At 59.7% G+C, this 26,541-nt stretch carries 22 protein-coding genes and 2 pseudogenes; 8 read left to right on the top strand and 16 right to left on the bottom strand.

Annotated features, from left to right (window positions below; translation table 11 throughout):
• The first annotated feature begins 53 nt into the window (after positions 1 to 53).
• On the top strand, positions 54 to 1,910 hold the full coding sequence (locus Q0O99_RS03765; RefSeq protein ID WP_293748898.1) for a YjbH domain-containing protein: 1,857 nt from the start codon (positions 54 to 56) through the stop codon (positions 1,908 to 1,910).
• Between the two features lie 287 nt (positions 1,911 to 2,197).
• On the opposite strand, the gene Q0O99_RS03770 is transcribed toward Q0O99_RS03765, so the two are convergent.
• The 13 genes from Q0O99_RS03770 to paaZ form a co-directional block, all read right to left on the bottom strand.
• On the bottom strand, positions 2,198 to 5,086 hold the full coding sequence (locus Q0O99_RS03770; protein WP_293748700.1) for a YjbH domain-containing protein: 2,889 nt from the start codon (positions 5,084 to 5,086) through the stop codon (positions 2,198 to 2,200).
• Positions 5,059 to 5,715, bottom strand: a complete 657-nt coding sequence (locus Q0O99_RS03775) for a YjbF family lipoprotein (RefSeq protein ID WP_293748702.1) — start codon at positions 5,713 to 5,715, stop codon at positions 5,059 to 5,061. Before Q0O99_RS03775 ends, Q0O99_RS03770 begins: the two co-directional genes overlap by 28 nt.
• Before the next feature lie 87 nt (positions 5,716 to 5,802).
• A complete protein-coding gene (locus Q0O99_RS03780) occupies positions 5,803 to 6,606 on the bottom strand; it encodes a hypothetical protein (protein ID WP_293748704.1) in 804 nt (267 codons plus the stop codon).
• A gap of 97 nt (positions 6,607 to 6,703) precedes the next feature.
• Positions 6,704 to 7,342: a hypothetical protein gene (locus Q0O99_RS03785; protein WP_293748706.1), complete on the bottom strand. Its 639-nt coding sequence runs from the start codon at positions 7,340 to 7,342 to the stop codon at positions 6,704 to 6,706.
• Positions 7,343 to 7,728: 386 nt separating this feature from the next.
• On the bottom strand, positions 7,729 to 8,088 hold the full coding sequence (locus Q0O99_RS03790; protein WP_293748707.1) for a VanZ family protein: 360 nt from the start codon (positions 8,086 to 8,088) through the stop codon (positions 7,729 to 7,731).
• A 174-nt stretch (positions 8,089 to 8,262) separates the two neighbouring features.
• A complete protein-coding gene (locus Q0O99_RS03795) occupies positions 8,263 to 9,408 on the bottom strand; it encodes a glycosyltransferase (protein ID WP_293748709.1) in 1,146 nt (381 codons plus the stop codon).
• Positions 9,409 to 9,453: 45 nt separating this feature from the next.
• Complete coding sequence (locus Q0O99_RS03800; RefSeq protein ID WP_293748711.1) at positions 9,454 to 10,623, bottom strand: Wzz/FepE/Etk N-terminal domain-containing protein; 1,170 nt, start codon at positions 10,621 to 10,623, stop codon at positions 9,454 to 9,456.
• Positions 10,624 to 10,732: 109 nt separating this feature from the next.
• The gene (locus Q0O99_RS03805) at positions 10,733 to 10,993 is read right to left on the bottom strand and encodes a hypothetical protein (protein WP_293748713.1); all 261 of its coding nucleotides are present in this window, start codon (positions 10,991 to 10,993) and stop codon (positions 10,733 to 10,735) included.
• Positions 10,994 to 11,055: 62 nt separating this feature from the next.
• Positions 11,056 to 13,413 carry an SLBB domain-containing protein gene (locus Q0O99_RS03810; RefSeq protein ID WP_293748715.1) on the bottom strand — a complete coding sequence of 786 codons (2,358 nt, stop codon included), beginning with the start codon at positions 13,411 to 13,413 and terminating at the stop codon, positions 11,056 to 11,058.
• A 175-nt stretch (positions 13,414 to 13,588) separates the two neighbouring features.
• Complete coding sequence (locus tag Q0O99_RS03815; RefSeq protein WP_293748717.1) at positions 13,589 to 13,993, bottom strand: YkgJ family cysteine cluster protein; 405 nt, start codon at positions 13,991 to 13,993, stop codon at positions 13,589 to 13,591.
• A 7-nt stretch (positions 13,994 to 14,000) separates the two neighbouring features.
• Entirely contained in the window at positions 14,001 to 14,288 is a 288-nt protein-coding gene (locus tag Q0O99_RS03820; protein ID WP_293748719.1) for a HigA family addiction module antitoxin, read from the bottom strand.
• A gap of 156 nt (positions 14,289 to 14,444) precedes the next feature.
• Positions 14,445 to 15,059 carry a class I SAM-dependent methyltransferase gene (locus Q0O99_RS03825; RefSeq protein WP_293748721.1) on the bottom strand — a complete coding sequence of 205 codons (615 nt, stop codon included), beginning with the start codon at positions 15,057 to 15,059 and terminating at the stop codon, positions 14,445 to 14,447.
• Between the two features lie 133 nt (positions 15,060 to 15,192).
• Complete coding sequence (paaZ, locus tag Q0O99_RS03830; RefSeq protein ID WP_293748723.1) at positions 15,193 to 17,238, bottom strand: phenylacetic acid degradation bifunctional protein PaaZ; 2,046 nt, start codon at positions 17,236 to 17,238, stop codon at positions 15,193 to 15,195.
• Between the two features lie 210 nt (positions 17,239 to 17,448).
• On the opposite strand from paaZ, the gene Q0O99_RS03835 reads away from it, so the two are divergent.
• The 4 genes from Q0O99_RS03835 to maiA all read left to right on the top strand — a co-directional run bounded on the left by Q0O99_RS03835 (position 17,449) and on the right by maiA (position 21,224).
• On the top strand, positions 17,449 to 18,663 hold the full coding sequence (locus Q0O99_RS03835; RefSeq protein ID WP_293748725.1) for a 3-hydroxybenzoate 6-monooxygenase: 1,215 nt from the start codon (positions 17,449 to 17,451) through the stop codon (positions 18,661 to 18,663).
• Positions 18,664 to 18,677: 14 nt separating this feature from the next.
• A complete protein-coding gene (locus Q0O99_RS03840; protein WP_293748727.1) occupies positions 18,678 to 19,715 on the top strand; it encodes a cupin domain-containing protein in 1,038 nt (345 codons plus the stop codon).
• Between the two features lie 99 nt (positions 19,716 to 19,814).
• Positions 19,815 to 20,528 (top strand): fumarylacetoacetate hydrolase family protein, encoded by a 714-nt coding sequence (locus tag Q0O99_RS03845; RefSeq protein WP_293748729.1) that lies wholly within the window; start codon positions 19,815 to 19,817, stop codon positions 20,526 to 20,528.
• Between the two features lie 60 nt (positions 20,529 to 20,588).
• The gene (gene maiA / locus Q0O99_RS03850) at positions 20,589 to 21,224 is read left to right on the top strand and encodes a maleylacetoacetate isomerase (RefSeq protein WP_293748731.1); all 636 of its coding nucleotides are present in this window, start codon (positions 20,589 to 20,591) and stop codon (positions 21,222 to 21,224) included.
• Here maiA and Q0O99_RS03855 read toward each other — a convergent pair whose 3' ends face one another.
• Positions 21,225 to 22,229, bottom strand: coding sequence for an aldo/keto reductase (locus Q0O99_RS03855; RefSeq protein ID WP_293748733.1), 1,005 nt, complete (start codon positions 22,227 to 22,229; stop codon positions 21,225 to 21,227).
• A gap of 173 nt (positions 22,230 to 22,402) precedes the next feature.
• Between Q0O99_RS03855 and Q0O99_RS03860 the strand changes: the two are divergent.
• Positions 22,403 to 22,648: pseudogene (locus Q0O99_RS03860) on the top strand (diacylglycerol kinase); the annotation flags it as partial.
• A 7-nt stretch (positions 22,649 to 22,655) separates the two neighbouring features.
• Here Q0O99_RS03860 and Q0O99_RS03865 read toward each other — a convergent pair.
• Positions 22,656 to 22,931, bottom strand: a pseudogene (locus Q0O99_RS03865) (MarR family winged helix-turn-helix transcriptional regulator); the annotation flags it as partial.
• Between the two features lie 42 nt (positions 22,932 to 22,973).
• Complete coding sequence (locus Q0O99_RS03870) at positions 22,974 to 23,900, bottom strand: helix-turn-helix domain-containing protein (protein WP_293748735.1); 927 nt, start codon at positions 23,898 to 23,900, stop codon at positions 22,974 to 22,976.
• A gap of 105 nt (positions 23,901 to 24,005) precedes the next feature.
• Between Q0O99_RS03870 and Q0O99_RS03875 the strand changes: the two genes are divergently transcribed.
• Complete coding sequence (locus tag Q0O99_RS03875) at positions 24,006 to 24,824, top strand: SDR family NAD(P)-dependent oxidoreductase (protein WP_293748737.1); 819 nt, start codon at positions 24,006 to 24,008, stop codon at positions 24,822 to 24,824.
• Positions 24,825 to 24,834: 10 nt separating this feature from the next.
• Positions 24,835 to 26,535, top strand: a complete 1,701-nt coding sequence (locus tag Q0O99_RS03880) for an FAD-dependent oxidoreductase (protein WP_293748739.1) — start codon at positions 24,835 to 24,837, stop codon at positions 26,533 to 26,535.
• The last annotated feature ends 6 nt before the right edge of the window (positions 26,536 to 26,541 follow it).

Consider the following 26,541-nt stretch of genomic DNA (forward strand, 5'->3'; position numbering starts at 1 on the left):
CTCGCGATGACAACCCGTACCCGTCACTGCAAGGCCGCAGGCCGTGGCAGTCCATTCATAAAAAAAGATCACAAAGCGCTAAAGACAAAAGCTTTGAAATCAAAGCCCGGTTGTGGAACGAATCGGCCTGGTTGCCCGCCATGGCTGCAGGCATTCGTGACCTGGGCGGCACCGGTTTGTTTGGCTCTGAATACCTGGTGGCCAGCAAACGCTGGGGGCGTCTTGATTTCAGCATGGGCATGGCCTGGGGCTATTTGGGCAGTCGGCAAAACTTGTCCAATCCCCTCAGCGTGGTCAGCTCACGCTTTGACCAAAGACAAAACGATGTGGGCTCTGGCGGCACCGTGAGCACCCAAACCTTTTTCAGGGGCCGTACCGCCCTCTTTGGCGGCGTCGAATACCAAACCCCCTGGGGCCCCGTGCTCAAGGCCGAATACGACAGCAACAACTACCAGCACGAACCCTCCGCCAACACCCAAGCACAAAAGACGCCCCTGAACCTGGGCCTGGTGTACCGCTTGGCCCCAGGTCTGGATGTGTCCGTGGGCCGCGAAAGGGGCACCACCTGGTCAGTGGGCTTCACGCTTGACACCGACCTGTCGCGCCTGGCCATACCCAAACTGACCGACACGCCTGCGCCAACCGTCGCACTGCAAGCCCCGTCCGCAGCACCGCACTGGCCAAAAACTGGGCAAGACATTCAAGCCCTGACCCAATGGCAAGTCCAACAAATCCAGCGCCGGGACAACACGCTGATCCTGGAGCTGACGGAATCGGACTCGGCCTACCACCCGCCACGCATCGACAAAGCCATGGCCGTGCTGCAGCGCGATGCCCCGGCCGACATCACGCACATCGAACTGCGCCACCGCGCTTTAGGCGATGTGCTCACCGTGGACCACATCGACCGCTCAGCCTGGCTGCAACCCTTTGCACAACCTGCACGCACCAGCACACCCGCACCGGCCGTGACGCACAGCTACCCGCCAGCGCACAGCCTGACGCCAGGCAGCACCCTGATGACCCACACGCCAAAGCCCTACAGCCTCACGCCGGGCATCCACCTCAATCATTCCATAGGCGGTCCCGACGCCTTTGTGCTGTACCAGCTCAATTTAAAGCTCAACGGTCAACTGGCGCTGCCGGCCGATGTGCAACTGAGCGGCAGCCTCAATGCCGGCCTGCTCAACAACTACGACCGCTTCAAATACACGGCCCCATCGGACCTGCCCCGGGTGCGCACCTACATGCGCGAATACCTGACCGAGTCCAGGATCACCCTGCCCAACCTGTACCTCAGCCGCGTCCAAAGACTCTCTACCCACTGGACCAGCGCCGTCTATGCGGGCTATCTGGAAAGCATGTTTGCCGGTGTGGGCGGCGAAATGCTCTACCGCCAACCCGGCAGCCGCTGGGCAGCAGGCCTGGACATCACCCAGGTCAAGCAACGCGACTTTGCACAAAACTTCTCATTCAGAGACTACAAAGCCAAAACAGGGCATGCCAGCCTTTACTGGCAAACGCCATGGCAAGACGTCAACATGGCCCTCAGCGTGGGGCAATACCTGGCACAAGACCGCGGCATGACCCTGTCCATGAGCCGAACCTTTGACAACGGCGTGACCATGGGCGCATTTGCGACCAAAACGAATGTGTCAGCAGCGCAGTTTGGCGAAGGCTCTTTCAACAAAGGCGTTTTCTGGTCCATCCCGTTTGACGCCTTCATGACCAGCTCAAGCCGGCAAACAGCCTACTTCAACTGGACCCCCCTGACCCGGGATGGCGGCGCCATGTTGAACCGACCGGTGCAACTGATGAACGCCACACGCCTGCTCGACCCCCGCCTGCTCACCCAGCGCCCCGCCGAATTCCCAGAAGACCAACGCATCCCGGATGACCGCAAACACTGAGCTTGGGCACCAGGGTGCAGCCCAGAGGCCACCCCACTAAAAACGCCGCCAACATGGGGCGGCGTTCGTTGCACCGACCGTGCAAAACTCAATCCAATTGATCTGCCAACGCCAACAATTGAACAAAAGCAAATTGGCAGCCAATTGATGTCGTCAGACTCAAGGCCTCACAGCCGGCTCTTCCACATCCAAGCATGGGACACGATGCAGCCAGATCGCTTCGTTCCTCGCGATGACTGGACCGGGGGGCGATGACGCGACCGGTGAAAGCCTGTCACAGCGCCGGCTTAACGCGCAAAGGGCTGGACAGCGGCTGGCTTGTGACTGGTGTCTTGTGGGCTGCGGGCCGTTGTCGCGTGATAGAGCGAAAAATCTCTGTTCAGGCGGGCGCCGCCGTCCCGGGTCAAGGGGCTGTAGACCAAATTGGCAGTGTTGCCGCTTCGGGTGGTGGTCATCACGTCAAAAGGAATTTGCAAGTACAAACCTTTGTCAAAACTGCCTTCGCCAAATTGCTGCGCTGACACATTGGTTTTGGTCGCCCAAACGCCAACTTTGACGCCGTTGCCAAAAGTTCTGCTCAAATCGATGGTCGCGCCGACATCACCCGCCAAATACTGCCCTGCACTCAATCTGACGTGGGTAGACTTCCAGCCCGTGTCCCAATAAGCCGTGACATGGCCTGTGGTCACTTGGTAGCCGGTTTGACTGCCTGCACGGTCAAAGCCGAGCAGTTGGTCAAAACTGCGTTGTTGAACTCGGTTCACATCAATACCCAGCGCAAACGGGCTGTGCCAGGGGCGGTACAACCATTCGCCACCCACCCCGGCGTACATGCTCTCCAAATAGCCCGCGTACATGCTGTAAAACTGGTTGGCCGAGGCCTGTCCAAAGTGCGTGATTTGCAGGTTGGGAATGTTGACGCGCGAAGTCGTCATGTATTCGCGCATGTGCGTGCGGACACGCGGCATCTCACTTGGACCGGTGTATTTGAAGTTGTCGAAATTGTCCACAAGGTTCAGGCTGACAGCACCAGAGATGGACGTGTTTTGGCTGAGCCTGAGCCGCATGGGCAAAGACACACCGGCTCGGAACAAGAAAAACCCATCCGGTCCGCCAATGTTTTGCTGCCAGCTGGGCACCACCGCAAACCCAAATTTGGCGGGTGTGGGCAGCCAAGTGGTTTCCGCTGGCGCGTCGCTCTGACGGCTGACCGGGGCAAAGGCCTGAATGGATGGGGCCGCAGCCGAGGGCGGAACCCGTGACGTTTGCTGCCGAACCCATGAGTCTCGGTCCACCGATCGTCCGGACAACAAGGCCCCTTGTTCGGTGAAGACCAAATCAAAGCGGTCGATGTGCGCAGGGGCATCGCGGTGAAGCACGGCCACCATGCGGTCAATGCGCTCATCCCAATGAGCGCCTGATGCGCTCTCTACAAAAACCTTCATCACTGGACCGTGGGTCTCAACGCGCTGAATGCCCCAGTTGGCCATGGCCTGCAAATCGGCGGCCGTTCCAGTCATGTCGACCGTTGTGCTTGGGCGTGCCGCTTGAACCTTCGGCGTCGCCAAGTCAGACACCTTGGGGGTGCTCATGTTGGCAAGCGACGTGTGCAGAGTCAGGGCGAGCGACAACTGGTTGCCCCGCTGAACACCCAAAGACAGGTCCACCGAAGGGTTGTACCGGTAAACCAAGCCCAGGTTGAATGGCGATCTTTGAACCTGCTGATTGCCTTGAGGCTCGCTTTGGTAGTGGTTGCCATCGTATTCGGCCTTGAGAAGCAAAGACTCCCAAGGCGTCTGGTATTGCACCCCCCCAAACAGCGCCGCAGGACCGCGGAAAAACGACTGCGTGTTGGGCGTTCCGCCCATGGCCACCATGCCACCACGGGTATTGAAGCGCGGGCTGATGGCGGACAAAGGGTTCCGGATGTTGCCACTGGCCCCCAAGTAGCCCCAGCCCACACCCAAACTCCAGTCAAAAGCGCCAAACCGCTTGTTGCCCACCAGATATTCACCAGAAAAAAGACCTGTTCCCCCGGCATCGACTAGACCCACAGCCAATTGCGGTAGGTAAGCACGCTCTTGTAACAGCCTGACTTTCAGATCAATGCTTTTGTCTTTTAGCGTTTGATCACCAGAAAGTTCTTGTGGGCCATACAAACGGTTGAGAACATTGGAGTACCTGAAGCCCGCTTCCAAGCCGTCAAAGGGTTGCACAAAAACGTTGTAGCGCTCGTAGGGGTAGACCCGACTGAAGCTCAAGCGCACATCCCCCGCAGGCGCCATGCGCGCAGTGGGCGTCTGCATCAGCCCTATGACACCCCAGTCGTTGGCACTCAAACCTTGTGAGCGGGCAACTGACAAGGGCTGTGTTGGCGCCGCTTGTGCAAGTCGCGGCAAATCAAACGACGACACCAGTCTGTCGTAAGTCTGTGTGGCCAAAAATTGGGCCACCAGTGCAGATGTCGGTCGGCTCCAGACGCTGCCGCGTGGTGGCGCCCAAACCAGGGCGCCCGGGGCCAACTCGGTTTGTGTCTGCTCGTTCCATGAAGCGATGTTGAATTCAAAAACCTGCCCATCGGGTTGAATCACCCATGCCGTGTCAATCGGGTCAGCGCGCTCAGTGGCGCAAGCCCGCAGGTAATGCCGCGCCTGCGCCCCTGGCGCATGATCGACCAGGCACGGTCCACCTGTCGGGCTGATGACAGCAACCGACGTGGGCCGATGCGGCAACAACAGCACATGATCGGCCTGCAAAACAGGGTCTTGACCGGGGTGGGCCTGCAGCCAACGTGCGTCTGTCATGGGCAAAGCCACCCGGCCTGTCACAGGCAAAGACGTCACCCATTGGAACCATGCCGCATGAACGCCGTTGGGCCCATGGCCTGAATCGTTCAAAGCCGTCAGCACATCGTTTTTTAAACGCAACTGCGCTGGGCGCTCTGCGGGAACCTGCCAGCTCAGGCCAGGGTGATAAGCCCGAGCATCAGAGGGTTGGCGAAGGAGCCAATCGCTTAAACGCTCGTCAGGCCGTGCGGCCAAAGAGGGGGCTGTGAAAGCCGCACGCAGCGGCAAAGGCACCTGCTGCGCCTGGACAGAGGCGACCAAGCTGGCCAAGGTGGCGATCAAAACGCCGGCCCCCATGTGCTTCAAAGACGTGCGGGCCATTTTTGCCATGCGATGCACATGCTTTCTGTGAGGCACTGTTCGCCATAGATGACTTGCGTCACACCGGCATGGGTGTGCAAACCAAAACGCGCTGAGGCCAGGCCATGAGGAGAAGAAACCACTTTTTCTTCAAGCCAGCGCAATTGGGTGGCCGAAAAGCCCGCCAATTTGGCGTCTTTGGGGGCCGCAATCGGGAAGATCGCTATTTGCTCAGTGATGCCAAAGCGGTAGCTCGGCATTTGGTCTCTGACTCGCACAAACACCTGCTGCTGCGAGTTGGTCGAGGCCTCAAGCCAAGTCGGCAAATTTTGGTAGCGCACGTCACGCCAATCCAAGGCCAAACCCACGGTGGACACCATGCGGCCGTTTTGCAACTTCAAGACTTCGCCTTGGCTGCTGTACCAGGTTTCGACAGGACCTTGCTGGGTCTGTTCTCGGTAACCGAGCACCATCAATGCCACTCGCCCATTCAGGCTCACCCTCAGATAGTCGAGTTGGGGGTTGAGTGGGTGCTGGTCAATGTTTTGACCCGAGTCAAAGGCTTGCGCCAAAGTAAGTGTGACAGGGGTGTGACCACAAGCTGCCAGCAGTGTCAGCCCCACCCCATAAAACACCCAGCGTACAGACGAAAATCGCACAAACAACCTCAAAAGAGAAAAAAATGCCCCGGCGCGTAAGCCCGGGGCTGGGGTTTGTCAGGCAGAACTTGACTGTTGATCAACAGATCACAAGGTGCCAGTGGTGCCCGTTGTGCCAGTGGTGCCCGTTGCGGCTGTGATGGTTGTGCCCGTTGTGCCAGTAGCAACAGCGACAGCTTGATAAGCCTGAATGGTCTGGTTGGCAGCCGTTTGCGATGCCAAAGAAGCGACTCGGGCTGTTTCAGTCAAGGTAGCCAACTGAGCAATCACGGCTGGACTGGCCAGGTTGGTGTTGCTGGCCACAAAAGTGCTGATGGCCTGCATGGCCGCAGTGAGATTAAGCGCTGCTTCAGCCGCGTCTTTGGCCGTGGTGGCGGCTTTTAGGCTGAGACCCAAAATTTCGGCATTGGTGCAAACCGATGCCGCGCAAATCACCTTGCCGTTGCTGGTGACCGAGGCAATAGTGCGGGTGGCCACAGTGAGATCAGAAGCAGCTACTTGCGCAGCCTGGTTCGCCGCTGTGGAGGCTGTAATGGCTGCATTCAAACTGCCGGTATCGATCGAAGATCCGGCAAGCAGGGCAGCAAAAGAGGTCGCTGCAGTGAGCGCTGCAGTGGCTTGGGTCGCTGCCGCAGTGGCAGATGTTGCGGCAGTCGTCGAAGATTGATTGGTGGCCGAAGGCGCGGCCACCGCACCGCTGCTACCGCTGTTCAACGCGGCAATGACGGCCAAACCCGCAACCGCACCCAACACCATGTTCTTGGAGATGGCCCCTTGGGCACCTGACGTGGCCGCACCTGCACCAGCGCCGACAGTTTGGGCTTGGACGGAAAAATGCGCGCTTGCAATCAAGGCGGCTGCGACAAGGGTGGAAATTTTCTTGGCTGTCATGGCTGTCCCCGAATCGAGTTTAAAAACATAATAGATTAAAGCATAAAAATGATAGGCTGACAATTTAGATGTATTGTTAATTTTTAAACTAAAAAAATTAAAATAAATGATTCAATTTAAATCCAAATTCAATTGTTTGGTTAGAAGGCTCTATCGCAGTCTGCCCCCTAGGGTCCGATTGATCGATATTCCAGTAGGTCAAAGTGGGCCCCATGGACCAGTTGTCAAAGCGCCAAAGGGCACCGACACGCAGTCCTTGCCCCTTGGGTTGCTTCAATTTCACATCTGAACTGAAAGTATTTGAATCCGAGAACTTGGCCCAGTGGGTACCTTGCACCAGGTGCAAATACTCCAAATGGGTCACCAGCACCGAATCTTTGGACCACTTCTGTTTGTGCATCACCCCCAACGGCAGGGTGACGTAGCGGGTGATACGCCTGTACCCCAGGGTATTTTCTGCGCGCAAATCATGGTGCAGTTGCCTCAAACCCAAGCCAATGTAGGGGGACAACACCGATGGCCCGAGCTGCACATCGCGCCCCACCAAAGCGCGGGCTTCCCCATACCAATTGTCGGTGCCGTCAATAGACGTTCGAGGGCTTGTGTAATCGGCCCTGCCTGTTTTGTAGGCAAGTTCGCCGCGCACAAACCAGGTTTGTTGTGTTTGAGGCCATTGGGATGCAAAAGCGTAGGTGCCAGCGTAATCGACTCCCATCACCTTGCCCTGGAGCGACATGAAGCCAGGCTCTTTGTATTTGTAATGCGACAGCGACACACCCACACTGTTTTCGGTTTGGGTGTTCAGGCTCAGGCCTTGGGCCAATGTGCTTGTGGCACACCATAAACCCACACTAAAGACCAAGAGATGTTGATTGGCTGAATTTTTCATGGTCGATTTATTGAAATTTACCAAATGGCTTGATTGGCTTTTCACCCTGAAATTTTGACTTACATAGATTATTTACAAGCTTAACTTATAAAACTGTCAAATCAAAAGATGCATTTGTGGCAATCCAATGCGTGCGATGTGCAGCGCAGCAGCGCCATGTTGCACCGGCCAGTGCAACGGTCGAACGCAACAAAGGCGGCTGCCAACCTGGCTTTTCTCGAAAGAGACTGGCGTCAGCCCCCACTTTTATTGACCCGCACCCGCTGGAACCCGCTCACCAGCAGCCATGCACCCACCACCCCCACGGTATCCGCAGCCAGGTCGGCCCATTCGGCAAAACGCCAGCCCACGGCCCACTGGGCCCATTCAATGCCGGCGCCGTACGTGATCATGCCGATCACCACCCGCGCAGAGGCACCGGGCCAAAACAACAATGCGCCACCCGTCAGCACCACAAAAGCAAAAACATGTTGCGCTTTGTCCCACCAATCAAAAACCGGCAATTCCAAATGCTGTATGGGCAGCAAGGCCAGCACCGTGACGGTCCCCATGGCCAAGGCCCAAATGACAAGAGCAATTTTTCTGTACGGCATTGAAACTCCAAAAAAAAGCCGCCCGAAGGCGGCTCTGACAAAACAATGGGGATCTGACCCCAATTTACTGGCAATAACGGTGGCCATGGATTGCCGCGGCGCTGCGCTCTCGCAATGACAGGCCTCACTCTCGTCATTGCGAGCAACGAAGCACTGCGGCCAAGGGCTCCAAGCTCAGAGCCGAGGCGCTGTTGCGGCCAGTGGGTTGCCCAACAAAAACGAAATGGGTGAACACCAATGGTGTTTGACCATGCGGGCATAAATGGCCACATAGCCCAAAGCCAAACACACAAACGCAGCAACAGACCAAGCCAATGAGTCATGCGTGAGGCGGGCCAAAACAACGGCCGTCAAGGTCATGCAACCCATCATTGCGCCCGTGATGGAGTTGCGCACGTCGTTGGAATATTGGCCAAACCAACGGGCCACATAGCGGCGCTTGAACAAGCTGTGAAAATGCAGGCGGTCGGGCATGCCGGGGTGGTCTTTGCGGACTTTGCGGCGGAAGATGCTGAACAGCACTTCGGTCACTGGGTGCACACAAATTGTGAGGGCGGCAAAGGGTGAAACGCCGGGGTTGCGTTCAATCAGCAGCACCGCCACCCAGGCCAAGGCAAAGCCAATGAAGTACGAACCGCCGTCGCCCAAAAACAGTTTGCCAAAAGGCCAGTTAACCCAAAAGAAACCCCACACGCAGGCCGCCAAAATGAGCGCCACACTGGCCAGTGTGGTGTCGCCCACCTGCCAAGCAATGAGCGCATAGCCCACAAAGCCCAGGGTGACCATGGTGCTGGCCAGGCCATTGAAGCCGTCGATGATGTTGATGGCGTTGGCCACCCCCCCCAACGCAAGGGCCGTGAAAATGACCGATGCCACAGTAAAACCCAGCAACCAGTCAAAGCCCCAGACGCTGACTTGGGTGATGGCGTAGCCGGTGATGGCCCAAGCCAGCAGGCCCGAAGCCATGGTGGCCAGCAGGCGCTGCATGACGCCCACGCGTTTGGTGATGTCTTCGACCACGCCAAACACAAAGGCCGGCATGCCCGCCACCAGAATGGGAAACAGCATGGCTTGCAGATCTTCTGTGGCCACCCAACAGGCCACACACACCGCCAACACAATCGGGATGCCGCCCACACGCGGGGTGGGTGAGGTGTGAAATTTCTGGATGCCGTCGGTAAAGTCCATCGTCAATGCACCGTGCCAGCGCTTGGTGATGACCAGCAACACGCACAGGGCAAAGCTGGCGGCAAAGCCCCAAGTGGCGGCTTGCAGTGCAGGTGATTGGAAAACGCCTTGCAGGGCGTAGACGAGGTTCACGGCTTTGGGGGGATGGATCCCGGATCAGGTCAGGGTTGACATGGACTACCGACCCAGGGCTTTGCGCCAGCTGGCTTGAAGCCGCGCGAGTTTGCTGGCGGATTCTGGGTCTTGGCCTGCGTTGCGCAGGGCCTGGCGGATGAAGACGAACAAAAGCAGAGCAAAGCCCGCGGCCAAAGTGGCGATGATCGCGATCAGGGCTTTTTTGGGTTTGGATTTGCGCTCGGGCGGCTGTGCGGCGTCGAGCACCTGGATGACGGCGCCTTCGCGCGATTCGTCGACCTTGGCCATCTCAAACTGGCGGGCAAAGAGTTCAAACAAGGTTTCTTGGTATTTGAATTCGCGGAACTTGGCGACATAGTCGCCCTGCCCTGCTGCGGTGGCGGGTTCGTCTTTTTCTTGTTTGGCCAATTGGGCGCGCAGGCTGGCCAGCTCGGTCATGGCTTGCTTGAAGTCGGGCGCGGTGTCGGCCAAATAGCCGCGCATGGCGCCCACTTTGACTTCTTGGGCCGTGACTTGGGCCTTGAGGCCCGCCACGGCAACCAATGCCGAAGTGGGGTTGGACTTGAGGACGCTGCTGCTGACACCGGTGGCGCGCAGGGCTTGTTCTGCCTCGGTTAATTTTTCTTTGACTTGGAACAGTTGCTTTTCAAAGAACATGCGGCGTTGCTGCGCCTCGGTCACGGCCAGTTTGGCCAGCAGTTTTTGCAGCTCTTCGACATAGCCGTTGGCCAGTTCGGCGGCAAACTTCGGGTCTTTGTCGTCAATCTCAACGCTGATCAGGCCGTCTTTGCCACTGGATGCGCGTGTGCTGTCCGTCAGCGCTGTGCGGGTGTCGGTTTTGAATTTCGTTTCGTAGCGCTCTTGCAATTGAAAGCGCTCGATCAGCGCGTCTTGCACGCTGTTGCTTTTCATGAAGGCCAGATATTGGTCAGCGGGGTTTTTCAGGCCCGCTGCGGCACCGGCCAAACCACCCAGCCCACCCAGGCTGGCCAGCATGCTGGCGGCAGCGCTTTGTTGCTGCTGGGGTGGCAAAAACTTGACGCTGGCGGTGTAGATGGGGGCCATGGCAAAGCTGATGCCCAAAGCGGCCAAGCCCACAACCAAGGGGCCCAGGATGAGCAAACGCAAGTTGTCGACGATGGTTTGCAGCAGGTCGAGCAGGCTGATCTCGTCGTCTTCTGGTTCGCTGGGGATGTGGGTGTTGTCGGTCATGCGGGGGGGGTGTGCAATTGTCGGGGCTGAAGCCGCCGACCTACGGGGTCAATGGGTGGCGGGGGCGTTGTTCGTTTTGTAGGTCGGTGGCTTTAGCCCCGACATGGGGTCAATGCGCCATCAATCGTTGGGCTTCGGCCATCATTTTTTGGCCTGCATTCGCCAGGGCGGCAACGTGTTGGTGTCCCGCTTGAAGGGCGCTGGTCAGAAGCGCCAAGTTTTCGATGTATTCGTGCACCATTGGGTTGCGGAGTTTGCTTATGTCGAACCAGGTTTCGGCCGACTCGATCAAACCCAGACGTTCTGCTCGGTCAAAGTTGTGTAGGGCTGCACCGGGCTTTTCTGCCAAAACCAAGAGGAGTTGGGGCAAAAGGCAGTGCTATTGCTGGTGTCGATTTGGGCGGGGGTCAGGCGCATGGCGGGTGGGGTGCGTCAGTTGCGCAGGGTTTTGAAGGCGGCGGCGCCAATGCCAAACTGGTAAAGGATGGCGGTCCAGTCTTTGGCGCCTTGGATGAACTGGGTGTAGGCGGTGCGGCGGTCCAGCACCTCGGGGATGAAGATGGAGTCGCCCGGTTGCAGACGGGTGCCCATGAAGCCCGTGTTGCCCAAGCCGAGCCAGCTGCGCTGGGCGCGGTTGGCCAGCACGGTGCCGTCGCTGCGGATGAGCATGGCCGCTTGCAGGTCGGCTTCGCGGGTGGGGCCGGCTTTGTCGATGTAGTCGCCCACGGTCGCCGTGTCGCGGTGGATGAAAGAGTTCTCGGCAAGCACAGCGCCAAACACGGCCACAAAGCTGGGCTTGCTGGGCACGGTGATGCTGTCGCCGTCTTGCAGAGCCAGGGGGGGCAGCTCGGGGCGGTTGACGTCCATCTCCAGGGCGATGCGGCCGCTGGCTTTCAGGCCGCGCAGGCGCTCGAGCATCATGCGTTGTCCGGCCAGTTGGGCTTGCACACTGGCCCCCTTTTCTTGGTCGTAGACGTTTTGCAGGGACGTGGCGGTCTCGGCGGTGATTTGCGCTTCCATGCGGCGAACGGCTTGGTTGAGGTTGTCTTGCTGCTGGACGCGGGTGCTTTCGCGGCTGAAGACGGTGCCGTACAGGTATGCATCGCGGCTCAGGCCGCCCGCACGCTGCAGCAGTTGGGGCAGTGTTTCGCCGGGGCTGAGTTGGTAGATGCCGGGCACTTTGACTTCGCCGCCCAGGCGCACAAACTGGGTGCGCTTTTCCAGCGGCACGGGGATGTCGTCCACACCAAAGATGGTGACCACGTCACCGGGCATGAGCTCGATGTTGTGGGCGAGGTCTTTGTCTTTGATGGCCTTGCCCAAGTTGAAGGGGATCAGGATGGTTTTGACGGCTTTGGGGTCCAGGCGTTCGATGGAAGCGTAATCCCAGTTGATTTCGGTCAGCTGGGTTTTGACGTCGTTCACCACACGTTCACCCGTCACGCTGCGGCCGGTTTCGAACTGGACCGAGCTGTTTTTGCGGCTGTAATAGTCGGGCAAGATCAAGGCGGCGGCTTCGGGCACCAGGTCGGACACGCGCATGCCGGGTTTGAATGAATAACGCAGGGGCGATGCCACGTTGCCGCGCAGGGTGACGGCGTTGGCAAACTGGCTGCTGATTTTGAACAAGATGAGCAAGTCGCCGTCACGCACGGTGGATTTCAGTCCGGCGGCGTCCAAGGTGCGTTCTTGCACTTCGCGGGGGGTTTTGGCGTCTTGTTTGTTGACGCGCTCGAGCAGGGCTTTGTAAGGGGTGGTCAGGGTTTGCGATCCGGCGCTGTAGCTCAGCAGTTGGCCGACGCTTTCTTCGGCGCTGGCCAGCTCAAAAATGGCCGGGGTGTCGGTGGCGCCGGTGACGGCCACGCGAGGGCCTGCGGGGGGCACAACGATGACGTCGCCGGGCAACAAGCGGGCGTCGTCACTGGTCACGCCGGCGTGGATGAATTTGTACAGGTCGAGGGTGGTGACGGTTTTGCCGCCGCGCACCAGTTGCACAGCGCGCATGCTGCCGTTGGCGGCAGGCCCACCGCTTTCAAACAGGGCGCTGATCAGCGTTGACATACTGGACACGGTGTAGGCGCCGGGGTTGCGGGCCTGGCCAACCACAAAGATTTGCATGGAGCGCAGGCGGCCCATGGTGGCACTGAGCTCGAAGTTGTTGAACACGCGGCTGACTTGCTTCTTCAGGTGCGCGTCAAGCCCGCTGGCGGGGGTGCCGGCCACGGTGATGGGGCCAACTTTGGGCACGGTGATTTGGCCGTTGCGGTCCACCGGCAGGCGCATGGCCACATCCACTGACCCCCAGATTTTGAGGTCGATTTCGTCACCTGGGCCCACCGCGTAGTTGGCGGGCACGGGCACGTCGGTCAGGCTGGGAAAGCGGCCACGGTCAAACAGGTTGTAGCCATACAGCGGCAGGGCTCTGCCGGTGGCGTCTTGCACAAAGCGCTGAAACTGGGTTTGGGCCAAGGCAGGCGACGCGCCCAAATCGGCTGTGGTGTTTTGGCTTTGTGCGCCTGCCCCCACTTGGCCCGGCGTGCCCTGCAGTGCGGGTCGGCCACCCAGGCCTGGGATGCCCGTGCTGCCCATCCCACCGGCCAGGCCGGCTGCCGCTGCCGCTGCGCCGCCGCCCATGGCGGGGGCTTCTGCGACACCCAATGAGGGGGCTGCCAACGCAGGGGCCGCTGCCTGAAACTGCGCCTGCGATTGAAAGCTCAGGACCGCCATGCCGGCAAGCATCAAAGCGTTGAGCACGTGGCGGACGGTCAGCAATGGGGTCTTGTGCATCATGTGGAATAGAGGTCGTGGGCAGGTGCCGGGCAGGCTACCGCGATGTTTGCTGTCGAAAATGGACAAAACATCGTCAGGGAAAACCATGAAAAACGCCCTGACCCGCAAAAAAGCGGAGGGCGTTTGAAGATAAATAGTGTAACCGCATGTCGGTGACAAAGCAGTGAAGGGCTGCTCAGCGCGACTGCCCTTTGTGGCCATAAGGGCAGTGGTTGGGACGCGGCCCAATCTGGGGATGCAATCGGCAGGTGTTGGGGCGTTGGGCATACACCGTGCAGCGCCGGGTGTTCGCATCCAAAAACTGGCAGTCGCCACTGGCGCGGCGGGCCAAGCTGAAAATGCTGCTCTTGAAATTGAAGTGCTCGATCAGGCCGGCTTTGCTTAGGCGTTTGGCAATGTGTTTGGGGTCTTCGTGCTCGGCCTCAAACGGGTCGACCAAGCCCAGGCGCACCAAATCGGCCAACTTGACCTCCACCGGCATGGTGCAACAGTTGGCGGCGCAGGTGTCGCACAGCCCGGCTTTGTAGCGGGTCCAGGTTTCACAGCGGTCAACGTCAACAACGGCAATGGGGGATCTCATGGGGCCTTCAGACCGAAGAAAACTGCAAAGGCACCACGCGGTTCATGTCCACGTTTTGGCGGGCGATCCACAGATCATGGGCATCTTGCAGGCTCAACCAACTCTCGGGCGTGCGGCCCAAAGCCTTCGACAAACGCAGCGCCATCTCAGGCGTGACCCGGCAGCTGCCTTTGAGAATGCGGCTCAGCGTGGACGGTGCCACATCCAGTTTTTCAGCCAGTTCACGGCCGGAAATCCCGTGCGGGTCAAGGTAAATGTCCTGAATGAACTCACCAGGATGAGGGGGGGTGTGCATGGCCATCAGTGACAGTCCTCGTTATCCAGTAGCCAACTGTTGACGCAAGCCTTTGTGGCGAAACGACTTTGTCGTGGCTGGACTTTAGCAGGTTGCGCACCACGCAACAAAGCAGCTGCATACACCTTTGGGCAACCAGGCCAGTGAATCCAGGCTTCACGCAGCCTGCGCATGACCCCAGTAGTGAAAAGTCATGGGTCGTGGCCCAGCCAGGTAGGCCGATTGCGTGTGGGCAACAAAGCCTGCATCTTCTAGCAATGCGGGTATGTCTCGCCCCAACTGGCAACCGCCGGCCAGCGGACCCCACAACGGCTGCAAGCGGTCTTGCCAACGACGGACACCCTCATCAGGTGCTCGGCCGTGCTCGCAAAACAAGAGCTTGCCGCCCGGCACCAGCACCCGGCGCATCTCGCGCAAGGCCTGCGCCGCATCGGGGATGCTGCACAGGGTGTAGGTGCAGACCACGGTGTCAAAGCTGGCGTCTTCGGTGGGCAGTTGTTCGGCCGAGAGGCCCATCAGCTCTACGGTGATGCCCGCCTCGCGGCTGCGCTTTTGGGCCAGGTGGTGCATTTGCAGGGCCGGGTCCACGCCCACCAGGCGGGTGATGCGGGTGCGGTCATAAAAAGGCAGGTTAAGGCCGGTGCCCATGCCGATCTCCAGCACACGGCCTTGCGCTTGGGGCACCAGCTGGCGGCGCTGCGCCTGCACCATGGCCAGGCCGCAGGCAAAGTCAATCAGGTAAGGCAGGATGTGGCGGTCGTACGGGTTCATGGTGGGTCATTCTGTCACGGCCCATCCTATGAAAAACAAACGTCGGACCTGAAGGCGCCGACCTACAAATTCCGACATCCCCCGCAGGTCGTGGCCTTCAGGTCCGACAGCCATCCCTTCGCGCAGCGACGCATCAGCCCTTCTTGGCCACCAGCGTCAAGATGTCGTAACTGGCCACCACCTCGCCCAACTGGTTGGTGACTTCCACGTCCCAGGCCACCACGCCTTGGCCCACGCCGTTGGCGTCTTTCTTTTGGCGGTCGATCTTGCGCTTGGCCGTCAGGCGCGCCTGGATGGTGTCGCCAATGCCCACAGGCTTCACAAAGCGCAGCGTGTCCAGGCCGTAGTTGGCCAGCACCGGGCCAGGTGCGGGCGAGACAAACAAGCCCGCCGCGGCCGACAACACAAAGTAGCCGTGCGCGATGCGTTTGCCAAAAGGCGAATCCTTGGCCGCAATCTCGTCGAAGTGCATATAAAAGTAGTCGCCCGACAGGCCGCCAAAGGCCACGATGTCGGCCTCGCCCACGGTGCGGCGGTGGGTCAGCAGGCTTTCGCCAATCTGCAACTCTTCAAAGTAGCGGCGGAAGGGGTGGACCTCGGTCTCGATCAGCTTGGCACCGCGCATGTATTCGCCCGTGACGGCGGCGATCATGGTGGGACTGCCCTGCAGCGCAGTGCGTTGCATCAGGTGCTTGACGGCGCGGATGCCACCCAACTCTTCACCGCCGCCCGCGCGGCCGGGGCCACCGTGCTTGAGCTGGGGCAAGGGCGAGCCGTGGCCAGTGGATTCAACCGCCGATTCGCGGTCGAGGATGTGCAGGCGGCCATGCAGAGCGGCCGCCACCGGGATGATGCGGGCAGCGATGTGTGGGTCTTTGGTGACCAGCGTGCCCACCAAACTGCCCTGCCCGCGTGCGGCCAGTTGCAGGGCTTCGTCGATGCCGTCGTAAGGCATGAGTGTGCTCACCGGGCCAAAAGCCTCCACATCGTGCACGCTGTCGGTGTGCAAAGGTTTTTGGCACAGCAGCAGGGTGGGCTGGAAAAAAGCACCTTGTGTCACGCCCTCGCCCACCGGACTGAAACCAGCACCGCCGCCGAACACCAGTTCGGCGCTTTGGCGCAGCAGGGCCACACGCTCGGCCACGTCGGCCTGCTGCGCATGCGACGCCAAAGCCCCCATCTTCACGCCTTCTACCGACGGGTCGCCCACCACCACCTTGGCCAATCGGGCCTTGAGCTTTTCAACCACGGCGTCCAGGTGCTGGCGCGGCACGATGGCGCGGCGAATCGCGGTGCACTTCTGGCCCGCTTTGACGGTCATCTCGCGGGCGACTTCTTTCACGAACAGATCAAACTCTTCGTCATCGGGCGTCACGTCTGGCGCGAGGATGGCGCAGTTGAGCGAGTCGGCCTCGGCGTTGAAGGGGATGCTGTGCTTGACCAGATTGGGGTGCACACGCAGCATGGCGGCGGTGTCGGCCGAACCCGTGAAGGTCACCACATCCTGGCCGTTCAGCCGGTCCAGCAGGTCGCCGGTGGGGCCGATCACCAACTGCAAAGCGCCTGCGGGCAAAATGCCCGATTGCGCCACCAAGCGCACCATGGCTTCGGTCAGGTAACTGGTGGACGAAGCGGGTTTGCCGATGCAAGGCATGCCCGCCAAAAAGCTGGGCGCGAACTTTTCCAAGAGGCCCCAGATGGGGAAGTTGAAGGCGTTGATGTGCACCGCGATGCCGCCGCGTGGCACCAAAATGTGTGTGCCCGCAAAGCCGCCTTTTTTACCCAGCGGGAAAGCTGGGCCTTCGTGGATCAGGTTGCCGCTGGGCAACTCGTAGCTGCCGATGCCAGCGTACGCAAACAAAGTGCCCGCACCGCCTTCGATGTCCACCCAACTGTCGGCGCGCGTGGCACCGGTGTGGGCCGAAATGGCGTAGAGCTGCTCTTTGTGCTCACCCAGGTACTTGGCCAAGGCTTTCAGGCGCTGGGCGCGCTCCTGAAAATCGAGCTTGAGCAAATTGGGCAGGCCCACGGTGCGGGCATGGTGCACCGCATCACCAAAATCGATGGCCTCGGCGTGGGTTTGGTAAAGCGTTTGGCCGTTGAGGGCGCTGCGCAGGTTTTGCGCGCCTTGCTGGCCAATCCATTGGCCACCGATGAAACTTTGCAGGACTTGGGACATGTGTGTGCTTTCCTTGAAGAGGTCAAAAACCCGGTGCCATGGCAAGCCCTTGTGCTGCCAATGCGTTAACCAACCGGGCGGTCGGTTAATTTTAGTCGCAATGACAGGGAGGGAATGGATCCCAAATGCAGACTGTCCGACTTGGGATTTGATAAGTATACTTATCGAATGACTCTTTTCTCTTCGTCTGTACCCACACAAGGAACAACCATGAGCCCCTCGCACAACCCCCTTCCCGTCATCGTTGCCGGTGGCGGCATTGGTGGTCTGGCAGCCGCATTGGCGCTGGTGCGTCAAGGCTTTCAGGTCACCGTACTGGAACAAGCCCCCGAGATCGGCGAAATCGGGGCAGGCATCCAAATCGGTCCCAACGGGTTTCATGCGTTTGACGCTTTGGGCGTCGGCGACAAAGCCCGTGGCCGTGCGGTCTACACCGACTTCATGGTGATGCACGACGCGATCGACGAGTACCAAGTCGGCAAGATCCCCACCGACGAAAAATTCCGCGAGCGTTTCGGCAACCCCTACGCCGTGATCCACCGCGCCGATGTGCATTTGTCCTTGCTCGAGGCCGCGCAAGAAACCGGGCAAGTGCAATTTCACACCAGCACCCGAGTCGAGCGCATCGAACAAAACGACAGCAGCGTGACGGTGTGGGACCAAAACGGCAAGGCCTTCCAGGGCTGCGCCTTGATCGGGGCCGATGGCGTCAAGTCGGTGGTGCGTGAACAATTTGTGGCGGACCCGGCCCGTGTCACCGGCCATGTGGTGTACCGCGCCGTGGTGGACAAAAAAGACTTTCCAGCCGACCTGCAATGGAACGCCGCCGCCATCTGGGTGGGCCCCAATTGCCACCTGGTGCACTACCCACTGCGTGGCGGTGAGCAGTACAACGTGGTCGTGACTTTCCACAGCCGCGAGCAAGAAGAGTGGGGCGTCAAAGACGGCAGCAAAGAAGAAGTGCAAAGCTACTTCCAGGGCATTTGCCCCAAAGCCCGCCAGCTGATCGACCTGCCCAAAACCTGGAAGCGCTGGGCCACGGCCGACCGCGAACCGATTGGCCAATGGACTTTTGGCCGCGTCACCTTGCTGGGCGACGCCGCCCACCCCACCACCCAATACATGGCCCAAGGCGCTTGCATGGCGATGGAAGACGCTGTCACTTTGGGCGAAGCGCTGCGCGTGCACAGCAACGATTGGACTCAAGCGCTGGACATGTACCAGCGCGCCCGCGTCGCCCGCACCGCCCGCATCGTGCTGTCGAGCCGCGAAATGGGCCGCATCTACCACGCCAAAGGGGTCGAGCGTCTGGTGCGCAATGACCTGTGGCGCGGCCGCAGCCCCGAGCGCTTTTATGATGCGATGGCATGGCTGTACGGCTGGAACGTGGGCAACTGCCTCAATGCGGCGCAACACAACGCTTAAACAGGAGACACAACATGAACGATCTCGGACGAATCGAAGACTTGCCCCCAGACTATGTGCAGGACCTGCGCAATGTGAACCTGGTACCGCTGTGGCCCAGCCTGCGCGGTGTGCTGCCGCCCAAGGTGCCCACGCGCCAGACCCAGCCCACCTGCTGGGCCTACAAAGACATCAAGCCCCTGCTGCTCAAGGCGGGCGAGCTGACCCCGATTGAAAAAGCCGAGCGCCGCGTGCTGGTGCTGGCCAACCCCGGCCACGGTCTGGACAAAATGCAGGCCTCAGCGGCCATGTACTTGGGCATGCAACTGCTGATGCCCGGCGAGTGGGCGCCCAGCCACCGCCACACGCCCAACGCGGTGCGCATGGTGGTGGAAGGCGAAGGCGCATGGACCACGGTGGACGGTGAGAAATGCCCCATGAGCCGGGGCGATTTGATCCTGACGCCCACCGGGCTGTGGCACGAACACGGCCACGACGGCACCGACCCCGTCATCTGGCTCGATGTGCTGGACTTGCCCCTGGTCTATTACATGGAGGCCAGCTACCACATCAACGGCGAGCGCCAAACGGCGCAGCCTGGCCGCAGCGACAAGCAATACGCCCGAGGCGGTGTGGTGCCCAGCCATGTGTTTGACCGCAGCAAAAAGGCCTACCCCATGCTGCGCTACGCCTGGCAAGACGCCAAAGCCGCGCTCGAATCGCTGGCGGCTGACAGTGTGAATTTGGAGCAGGTGCAAGTGACCTACACCAACCCCGAAACCGGTGGTGACGCCGAAAACATCTTGGGCTTTTACGCCCTGATGCTGCGCCCCGGCCAGACCCTGCGATTGCCAGCACGCTCACCCGCCCAGGTGTTCCACGTCATCGAAGGCGCGGTGCAAGCGCAGATCGTGGCCAGCACCTTCACCCTGGCCGAAGCCGACACCTGCTGCGCGCCGGGTTATGAGGCCGTGACGCTGAAGAACCTTCAAGCAGATCAGCCAGCCTTCCTCTTCATCGCCGACGAATCGCCCTTGCACCGCAAGCTCGGCGTCTACGAAAACCGCGGTTGAACCACCTCTCTGTAGGAGCGATCGCAGGCCGCGAACAATCCATCGCGGTCAGAAACCGCTACTACACCACACACATCTGCACACACACATCACTAACCCATGACCACTTACCTTTTTACCCCGCCCGCCGTTCCCTCCCTGCCCGTCCGTGGCCATCCAGAACGTTTCCCCGTGAACCGCATCTTCTGCGTGGGCCGCAATTACCATGCACACGCCGTCGAGATGGGCCGCCCCGTGGACAAGAGCGTTGAGCAGGCTTTCTACTTCACCAAGTCGCCCCAGACCCTGGTGGAAAGCGGCCTGGACTCTGCTGCCGTGGTCGCCTACCCACCCCGCACGAACAATTACCACTTCGAGATGGAACTGGTTCTGGCCATTGGCAAAGTGGGTTTTCGCGTGAGCGAAGCCAACGCGCATGAGCTGGTTTATGGCTTCGCCGCAGGCCTGGACATGACGCGCCGTGACCTGCAGCTGGTGGCGCGCGACAAAGGCCGCCCTTGGGACACGGGCAAAGACATCGAGCAAGGCTCGGTGTGCTCCGAGATCGTGCCCATGCCCGGCGTGGTGATCGAGAACGGCGCGATTGCTTTGGAAGTCAACGGCGTCACCAAGCAGTCGTCCAACGTGGACAAGCTGATCTGGAACATCCGCGAGATCATCGCCGACCTGTCGACCTACTACCACCTGCAGCCCGGCGATTTGATTTACACCGGCACGCCCGAAGGCGTGGGGGCCGTGGTGCCTGGCGACAAAATCACTGGCCTTGTGGAAGGCGTGGCCGAACTGGCGCTCACCATCGGCGCTGCGGAATAATGCAATCTCCCACAGACGCTTTTTTTCTGACGTTTGCCCGCCCGTGAACAGGACCTCACCATGAAGCTCTATAACTTTTTCCGCAGCGGCACCAGCCATCGCCTGCGCATTGCCCTGAACCTCAAAGGCATCGCCACCGAGTACGTGGCGGTGGACCTGCGGGTCGATGAACAACAAAACGACACTTTCAAAGCGGTCAACCCCCAGCAACTGGTGCCCGCCCTGGACACCGGCGACAAGGTCATGATCCAGTCACCCGCCATCATCGAATGGCTCGAAGAAAAGTATCCCAAACCCGCCCTGCTGCCCTTAGGCGCTGACGAACGTGCCCATGTGCGCGCACTCGCGGCCATCGTGGGCTGCGACGTTCACCCCATCAACAATCGCCGAATTTTGCAAACCCTGCGCAAGCAGTTTGGGGCCAACGAAGACGCGATCAACGCTTGGTGCGGCCACTGGATGAGTGAAGGCTTTGACGCCTACGAAGCCTTGATTGGTGCCGACAAAACACGCGGCCGTTTCAGCTTTGGCGACACGCCCACCCTGGCCGACCTGTACTTGATTCCACAAGTGGAAAGCGCCCGCCGCTTCAAGGTGGACATGAACCGCTGGCCCTTGATCAGCGCCATCGACAAGGCTTGCGGCGAGTTGGAGGCGTTCAAAAAGGCCGCGCCCATGGCACAGCCAGACGCCTGATCAACCAAACACCTCGGTGTCCACCTCGCTGTTGGACTGGGCGCTGTAGCGGTTACCGGCCACCGTGTTGTGGTTGATCAGGGCATCCAGGCGGGCCAGCAAGTTCGCATCCAGTTTCACATCCACCGCCGCCAGATCGTCCAACAGGTGATCCACCGAGGTGGTGCCGGGGATAGGGACGATGTGTTCGCCTTGGTGAAGCAACCATGCCAAGGCCAGCTGCGAAGGGCTGCAGCCCGCCTCTTGCGCGAGCGCGTGGTAGGCGGGCAAGAGCTTCAAATTGGCGGCGTAGTTCTCGGGGGTGAAGCGCGGCATGCCACGGCGGATGTCTTTGGGGTCAAACCTGGCCACATCCAGCGGCGCACCGCACAAAAACCCACGTGCCACCGGGCTGAAGGCCACAAAGGCCGCGCCCAGTTCTCGGCAGGCCTGCAGCACCGCGATCTCGGGGTTTCGTGTCCACAGCGAATACTCGGTTTGCACCGCGGCAATCGGGTGCACCGCGTGGGCTTTGCGCAGCGTGCTGGCCGACACCTCGGATAAGCCAATGGCCTGAATCTTGCCCTGGCGCACCAAGTCACTCAATGCGCCCACGCTGTCTTCGATGGGTACTTTTTTGTCCCAACGGTGCAGGTAATACAGGTCGATCACCTCGGTCTGCAAACGGCGCAAGGAATCCTCACAGGTCTTCTTGATCGTCTCGGGGCGACCATCGATCACCTTCACCTTGCTGCCGTCGCTTTGTTCCACGCCTTGCATGCCGCATTTGCTGGCCAGCGTGAACTTCTGGCGATGTGGTTTCATGACTCTGCCTACCAGCGTCTCGTTGGCGCCAAAACCATACAAGGCGGCCGTGTCGAAAAAGTTCACACCCTGGTCGAAGGCAGTCAATAACACACGTTCGCCCTGTTGGGCTGAAACGGGCGCGCCATAAGCGTGGCTGAGGTTCATGCAGCCCAAGCCGATGGCGCTGACGGAAAAGGAGGCGATTTGGCGGTTTTTCATGGCGATATCTTATCCAACCCATTTCACATGCGCCGCACGCCACACCAGCGCAGCAGCGCTTTTCCGAGTTTGATCAAAAGGAACAAGGCGCAGGCCAGTGTGATCACCCCAGCTAAGGCCCCGTTAACATCACGCCTTTACGCTACAAGTCCCAACCCGATCCTGCCCCACACATGAACGACCACACCTCCGTAGAGCCCAAACGCCAGGGCCTGTCCCGTGTCTGGCACGCGTTTTTTTATTCGCTTGAAGGTTTGCGGGCCGGATGGCTCGAGCCCGCGTTTCGGCAAGAGGCGATATTGGCGATTCTGATTTTGCCGGGCGCTTGGTGGCTGGGCCAAAGCTGGGTGGAGGTGGTCTTGCTGGTTGGCGTGGTCGTTGCGGTGCTGGTGGTGGAGTTGCTCAACACCGCGGTCGAATATCAGTGCTCATCTCAATGTGCCCGTCGCGCGTCATCCGTGTGATCAGGCCTGAGAGGTTTTGTCGGCTGACCATCAAGTAGCGAGCCAGTTCGCCCACCCCCATGCCTTGCGCCGCCTCGGGTCGAGACAAGGCCCCCAGCACCGCCCACTGCTGCGTGGTCAGTCCTTCGTCCTGCACCGCCCTGCTGCCCGTTTTGTGCAACATATTGGCGCATTGATACAACTTGAAAAAAATACGGTTGGCCAGTTCCATTCGAGACGTCAAATCAGTACGCCGCATGTGCAGCAACTGCGAACTCACAGATCACTTTGGCGAAGGTGCTCAGAAATGCGTCTTAACATCAATGCCCATTTGCGCCAAAGACTTGGCACGGTAAGCCTTGGGGGTCATGCCGATGTGCTTGCGAAAGAAACGGCTGAAGTAAGCGTCGTCCTCAAAGCCGAGTTCGGAGGCCAGTTGTTTGATGGGCAAAGCGGTGTAGACCAGTTCGCGTTGCGCTTCCTGAATCAAGCGGTCATTCATGACCTGCAGGCTCGATTTGCCCAAGACCTCACGACACAGGCGCGAGAGTTGCCCCACCGTCACGCCGACCTGGTTGGCATAGGTTTGCAAGGAATGCTCGGAGCGGAAATTTTTGTCGATCAAGCTGCGGAATTTTTCGATTTGCCGCGCCTTGCGCGAGATACTGTAGTGGGTTTGGGTGCCCGACTGATCTGACAATTTGCAAATGCGGTGCACTTGCACCATCAGGGCCAACAACAAAGACGTGCCTGCAGCCACCTGACCTTCAGCCGGTGTGTGCGACTCTTGCTCCAGCGCCAAAAACAAGGGCATGAGCTGGTCGATGTAGCGCATCTCCGACTGCAAGGAGAGCAAACGCGGGGTGCGTATGGTGTCCAGCAAGGGCGGCATCATCAACGCCGCCGCCGATTCCAGCGCCTTTTGCATGGCCGTGACCACCGGGCCATTGGTGTCCTGAGAAAACCGGAACCCGTGCACATGACCTGCCGGGATCAACATCACGCAGGGCGCATGCAGTGTTTGCTGAACATGCTCAATCTGTACATCCACATGCCCCTCTGTGAGGTAAAGCACCTGGATGAACGAATCGTGTCGATGGGGATGGATCAGCCAGTTGTACAAGGTCGAACGCTGCGGAATCCATTCGAAATTAAAAGCAGCCGAATCTTCATGGCGGCTCGAATCGCCATACAAATCGTAATTCGGGATTACCCTAGAAACCACCATTTTTGCGCTCCAATTCGCACGAATTGTCCTGTTATTCGATCGAATCGTCAAAATTATTTTTGCCTCTTATTCCAACAATGTTTAGTAGGAAACAGGATCAAGGACATGACCATGAGTGGAGACAAAAGCTGGCTTGAGTTGGACGACCGCGTGTGTGTGGTCACCGGCGCCGCCAGCGGCATCGGCGCATCGGTCGCCGAGCGTTTGACGCAAGTGGGCGCGCGCGTGGTGCTGCTTGATCGCGATGCACAGGGCTTGAGGCGCATGCAAGATCAGCTGCAAGCGAAAGGCGCGAAGACCTTGGCCGTGACCTGTGACATCAGCGATGCGGCCAGCGTGCAGGCCGCCGCAGAAAAAGTCCTGTCCACATGGGGCACCGCCTATGCGCTGATCAACAACGCGGGACTGCTGCGTTCTGGCGGTTTGGCCGATGTGAGCCTGGACGAGTGGAATGAAGTGCTGGCGGTCAACCTGACTGGCTACCTGCTGTGCGCCCGCGCCTTCGGTGAGGCCATGCGTGCTGCCGGTGAAGGCTGCATCGTCAACGTGGCGTCCATCTCGGGCCTGTTCCCGCAAAGCCACAGCGGTGCCTACAGCGCCAGCAAGGCCGGCGTGCTGCTGATGTCACGTCAGATGGCCGTCGAATGGGGCCCGCAAGGCGTGCGCAGCAACGCGATTTGCCCCGGCATGATCCGCACCGCTTTGTCGGCCAAGTTTTACGAAGAGCCTGGCTTTGAAGCCAAGCGTTCAGCCGTCACAGCCAGCCGCCGCATCGGCGAGCCGCAAGACATCGCCGATGTGGCGATGTTTCTGGCCAGCCCACGCTCGGGCTATGTCAATGGCGCCGAACTGTTGGTCGATGGCGGCATGTCCTGCATGTTGATGGACATGGTGCCGCGTCCTGGCTACAACCAAACCGCTTGAGGAGACAAAGATGACAAGCCATTTCGATTGTGATTTGTTGGTGGTGGGCTCTGGAGCCGCAGGTTTGTCTTGCGCGATCACAGCCAAAAAACGTGGCCTGGATGTGCTGGTCATCGAAAAAGAACCCGTGTTCGGCGGCACCACCGCCCTGTCGGGTGGCGTGCTCTGGATCCCCCTGAACGCGCATGGCCGCAAGCAAAACCCACAAGACACGTTGGATGCCGTGCGGACTTACATGATGCAAGAGACCGGCACTTACTACGACGAAGCGGCTGTCGCCGCTTTCATGGATCAAGGTCCGAAGATGGTGGACTTTTTCGAGCGCGAGACCGAGATGAAATTTATTCCGACGCTCTACCCGGACTACCACCCCGACGTGCCAGGCGGCGCTGCCATTGGTCGCTCGATCCTGGCGCAGGCCTATGACATCCGAGGTCTGGGCAAAGACATGCCGCGCTTGAAGCCCCCGCTCAAGACCATCACCTTCATCGGCATGATGTTCAATTCCTCCAATGCGGATCTCAAGCATTTTTTCCAGTTCACGAAGTCACTGACGTCCTTTTTGTATGTGGCCAAACGCCTGGTCAATCACATCAAGGAACTGGCGCTGTACCAACGCGCCATCAACGTGACCAGCGGCAATGCGCTGGCAGCGCGCCTGGCCAAATCAACGCTGGACTTGGGCATTCCCATCCTGACCTCGACACCGGCCAAGCGAGTTTTGACCGAGAACGGCCAAGTGGTCGGCATGCTGGTCGGCGGCGAAGGGGGTGACCGCGAAATCCGCGCACGCCGTGGCGTGGTACTCGCTTGCGGTGGCTTTCCGCAAGACGTACAACGCATCGCCAAGGCTTATCCGCACCTGCAAAGTGGCGGGGAACACCTCTCCCCTACCCCCGAAACCAACACAGGCGATGGCGTGCGCATGGCCGAGACCGCCGGTGCCGATGTGGACTTGCGCTTGAAGGATGCAGCCGCCTGGATGCCAGTGTCCAAAGTGCCATTTGGAAACGGCGAATTTGGTGTCTTTCCCCACTTGCTGGACCGCTATAAACCCGGCGTGATTGGCGTGCTGCGCAACGGCAAGCGTTTCACGAATGAATCGAACTCGTACCACGATGTGGGCGTGGCCATGATCAAGGCCTGCAAGGGTCAAAAGGAAACCGTGATGTGGCTGGTCTGTGACAAGACCACCTTGGGCAAGTACGGGTTGGGCTTCGTCAAACCCGCGCCCATGCCTTTTGGCAAATACATCCGCAATGGTTACCTCTTTGAGGGCAAGACATTGGCCGATCTGGCGCAGGTCACCGGCATCGATGCGGCCGGCCTGGAAGCCACCGTGCACGAATACAACACCGGTGCCGTCAAAGGTGTGGACGAACAACACGCCCGCGGCACCACCGCCTTCAACCGCTATCTGGCCGACCCCAACCACCAACCCAACCCCTGTGTGGCACCGGTTGAAAGAGGTCCGTTCTATGCGGTCAAACTGATGATGGGCGACCTCGGCAGCTTCGATGGCATCCAGACCAGCGTGGTGGGTGAAGTCAAGAAAAGCGATGGCTCGGTGATCCCTGGTCTGTACGCCGTCGGCAATGACCGTGCCAGCATCATGGGCGGCAACTACCCGGCCGCAGGCATCACACACGGCCCCAACATGGTGTTTGCCTATGTGACGGCCAACCACATCGCGGACAAGGTAGGTGCCTGAAATGAA

This window comes from Limnohabitans sp. Rim8 (assembly GCF_945901735.1).
Lineage (GTDB): Bacteria > Pseudomonadota > Gammaproteobacteria > Burkholderiales > Burkholderiaceae_C > Limnohabitans_A.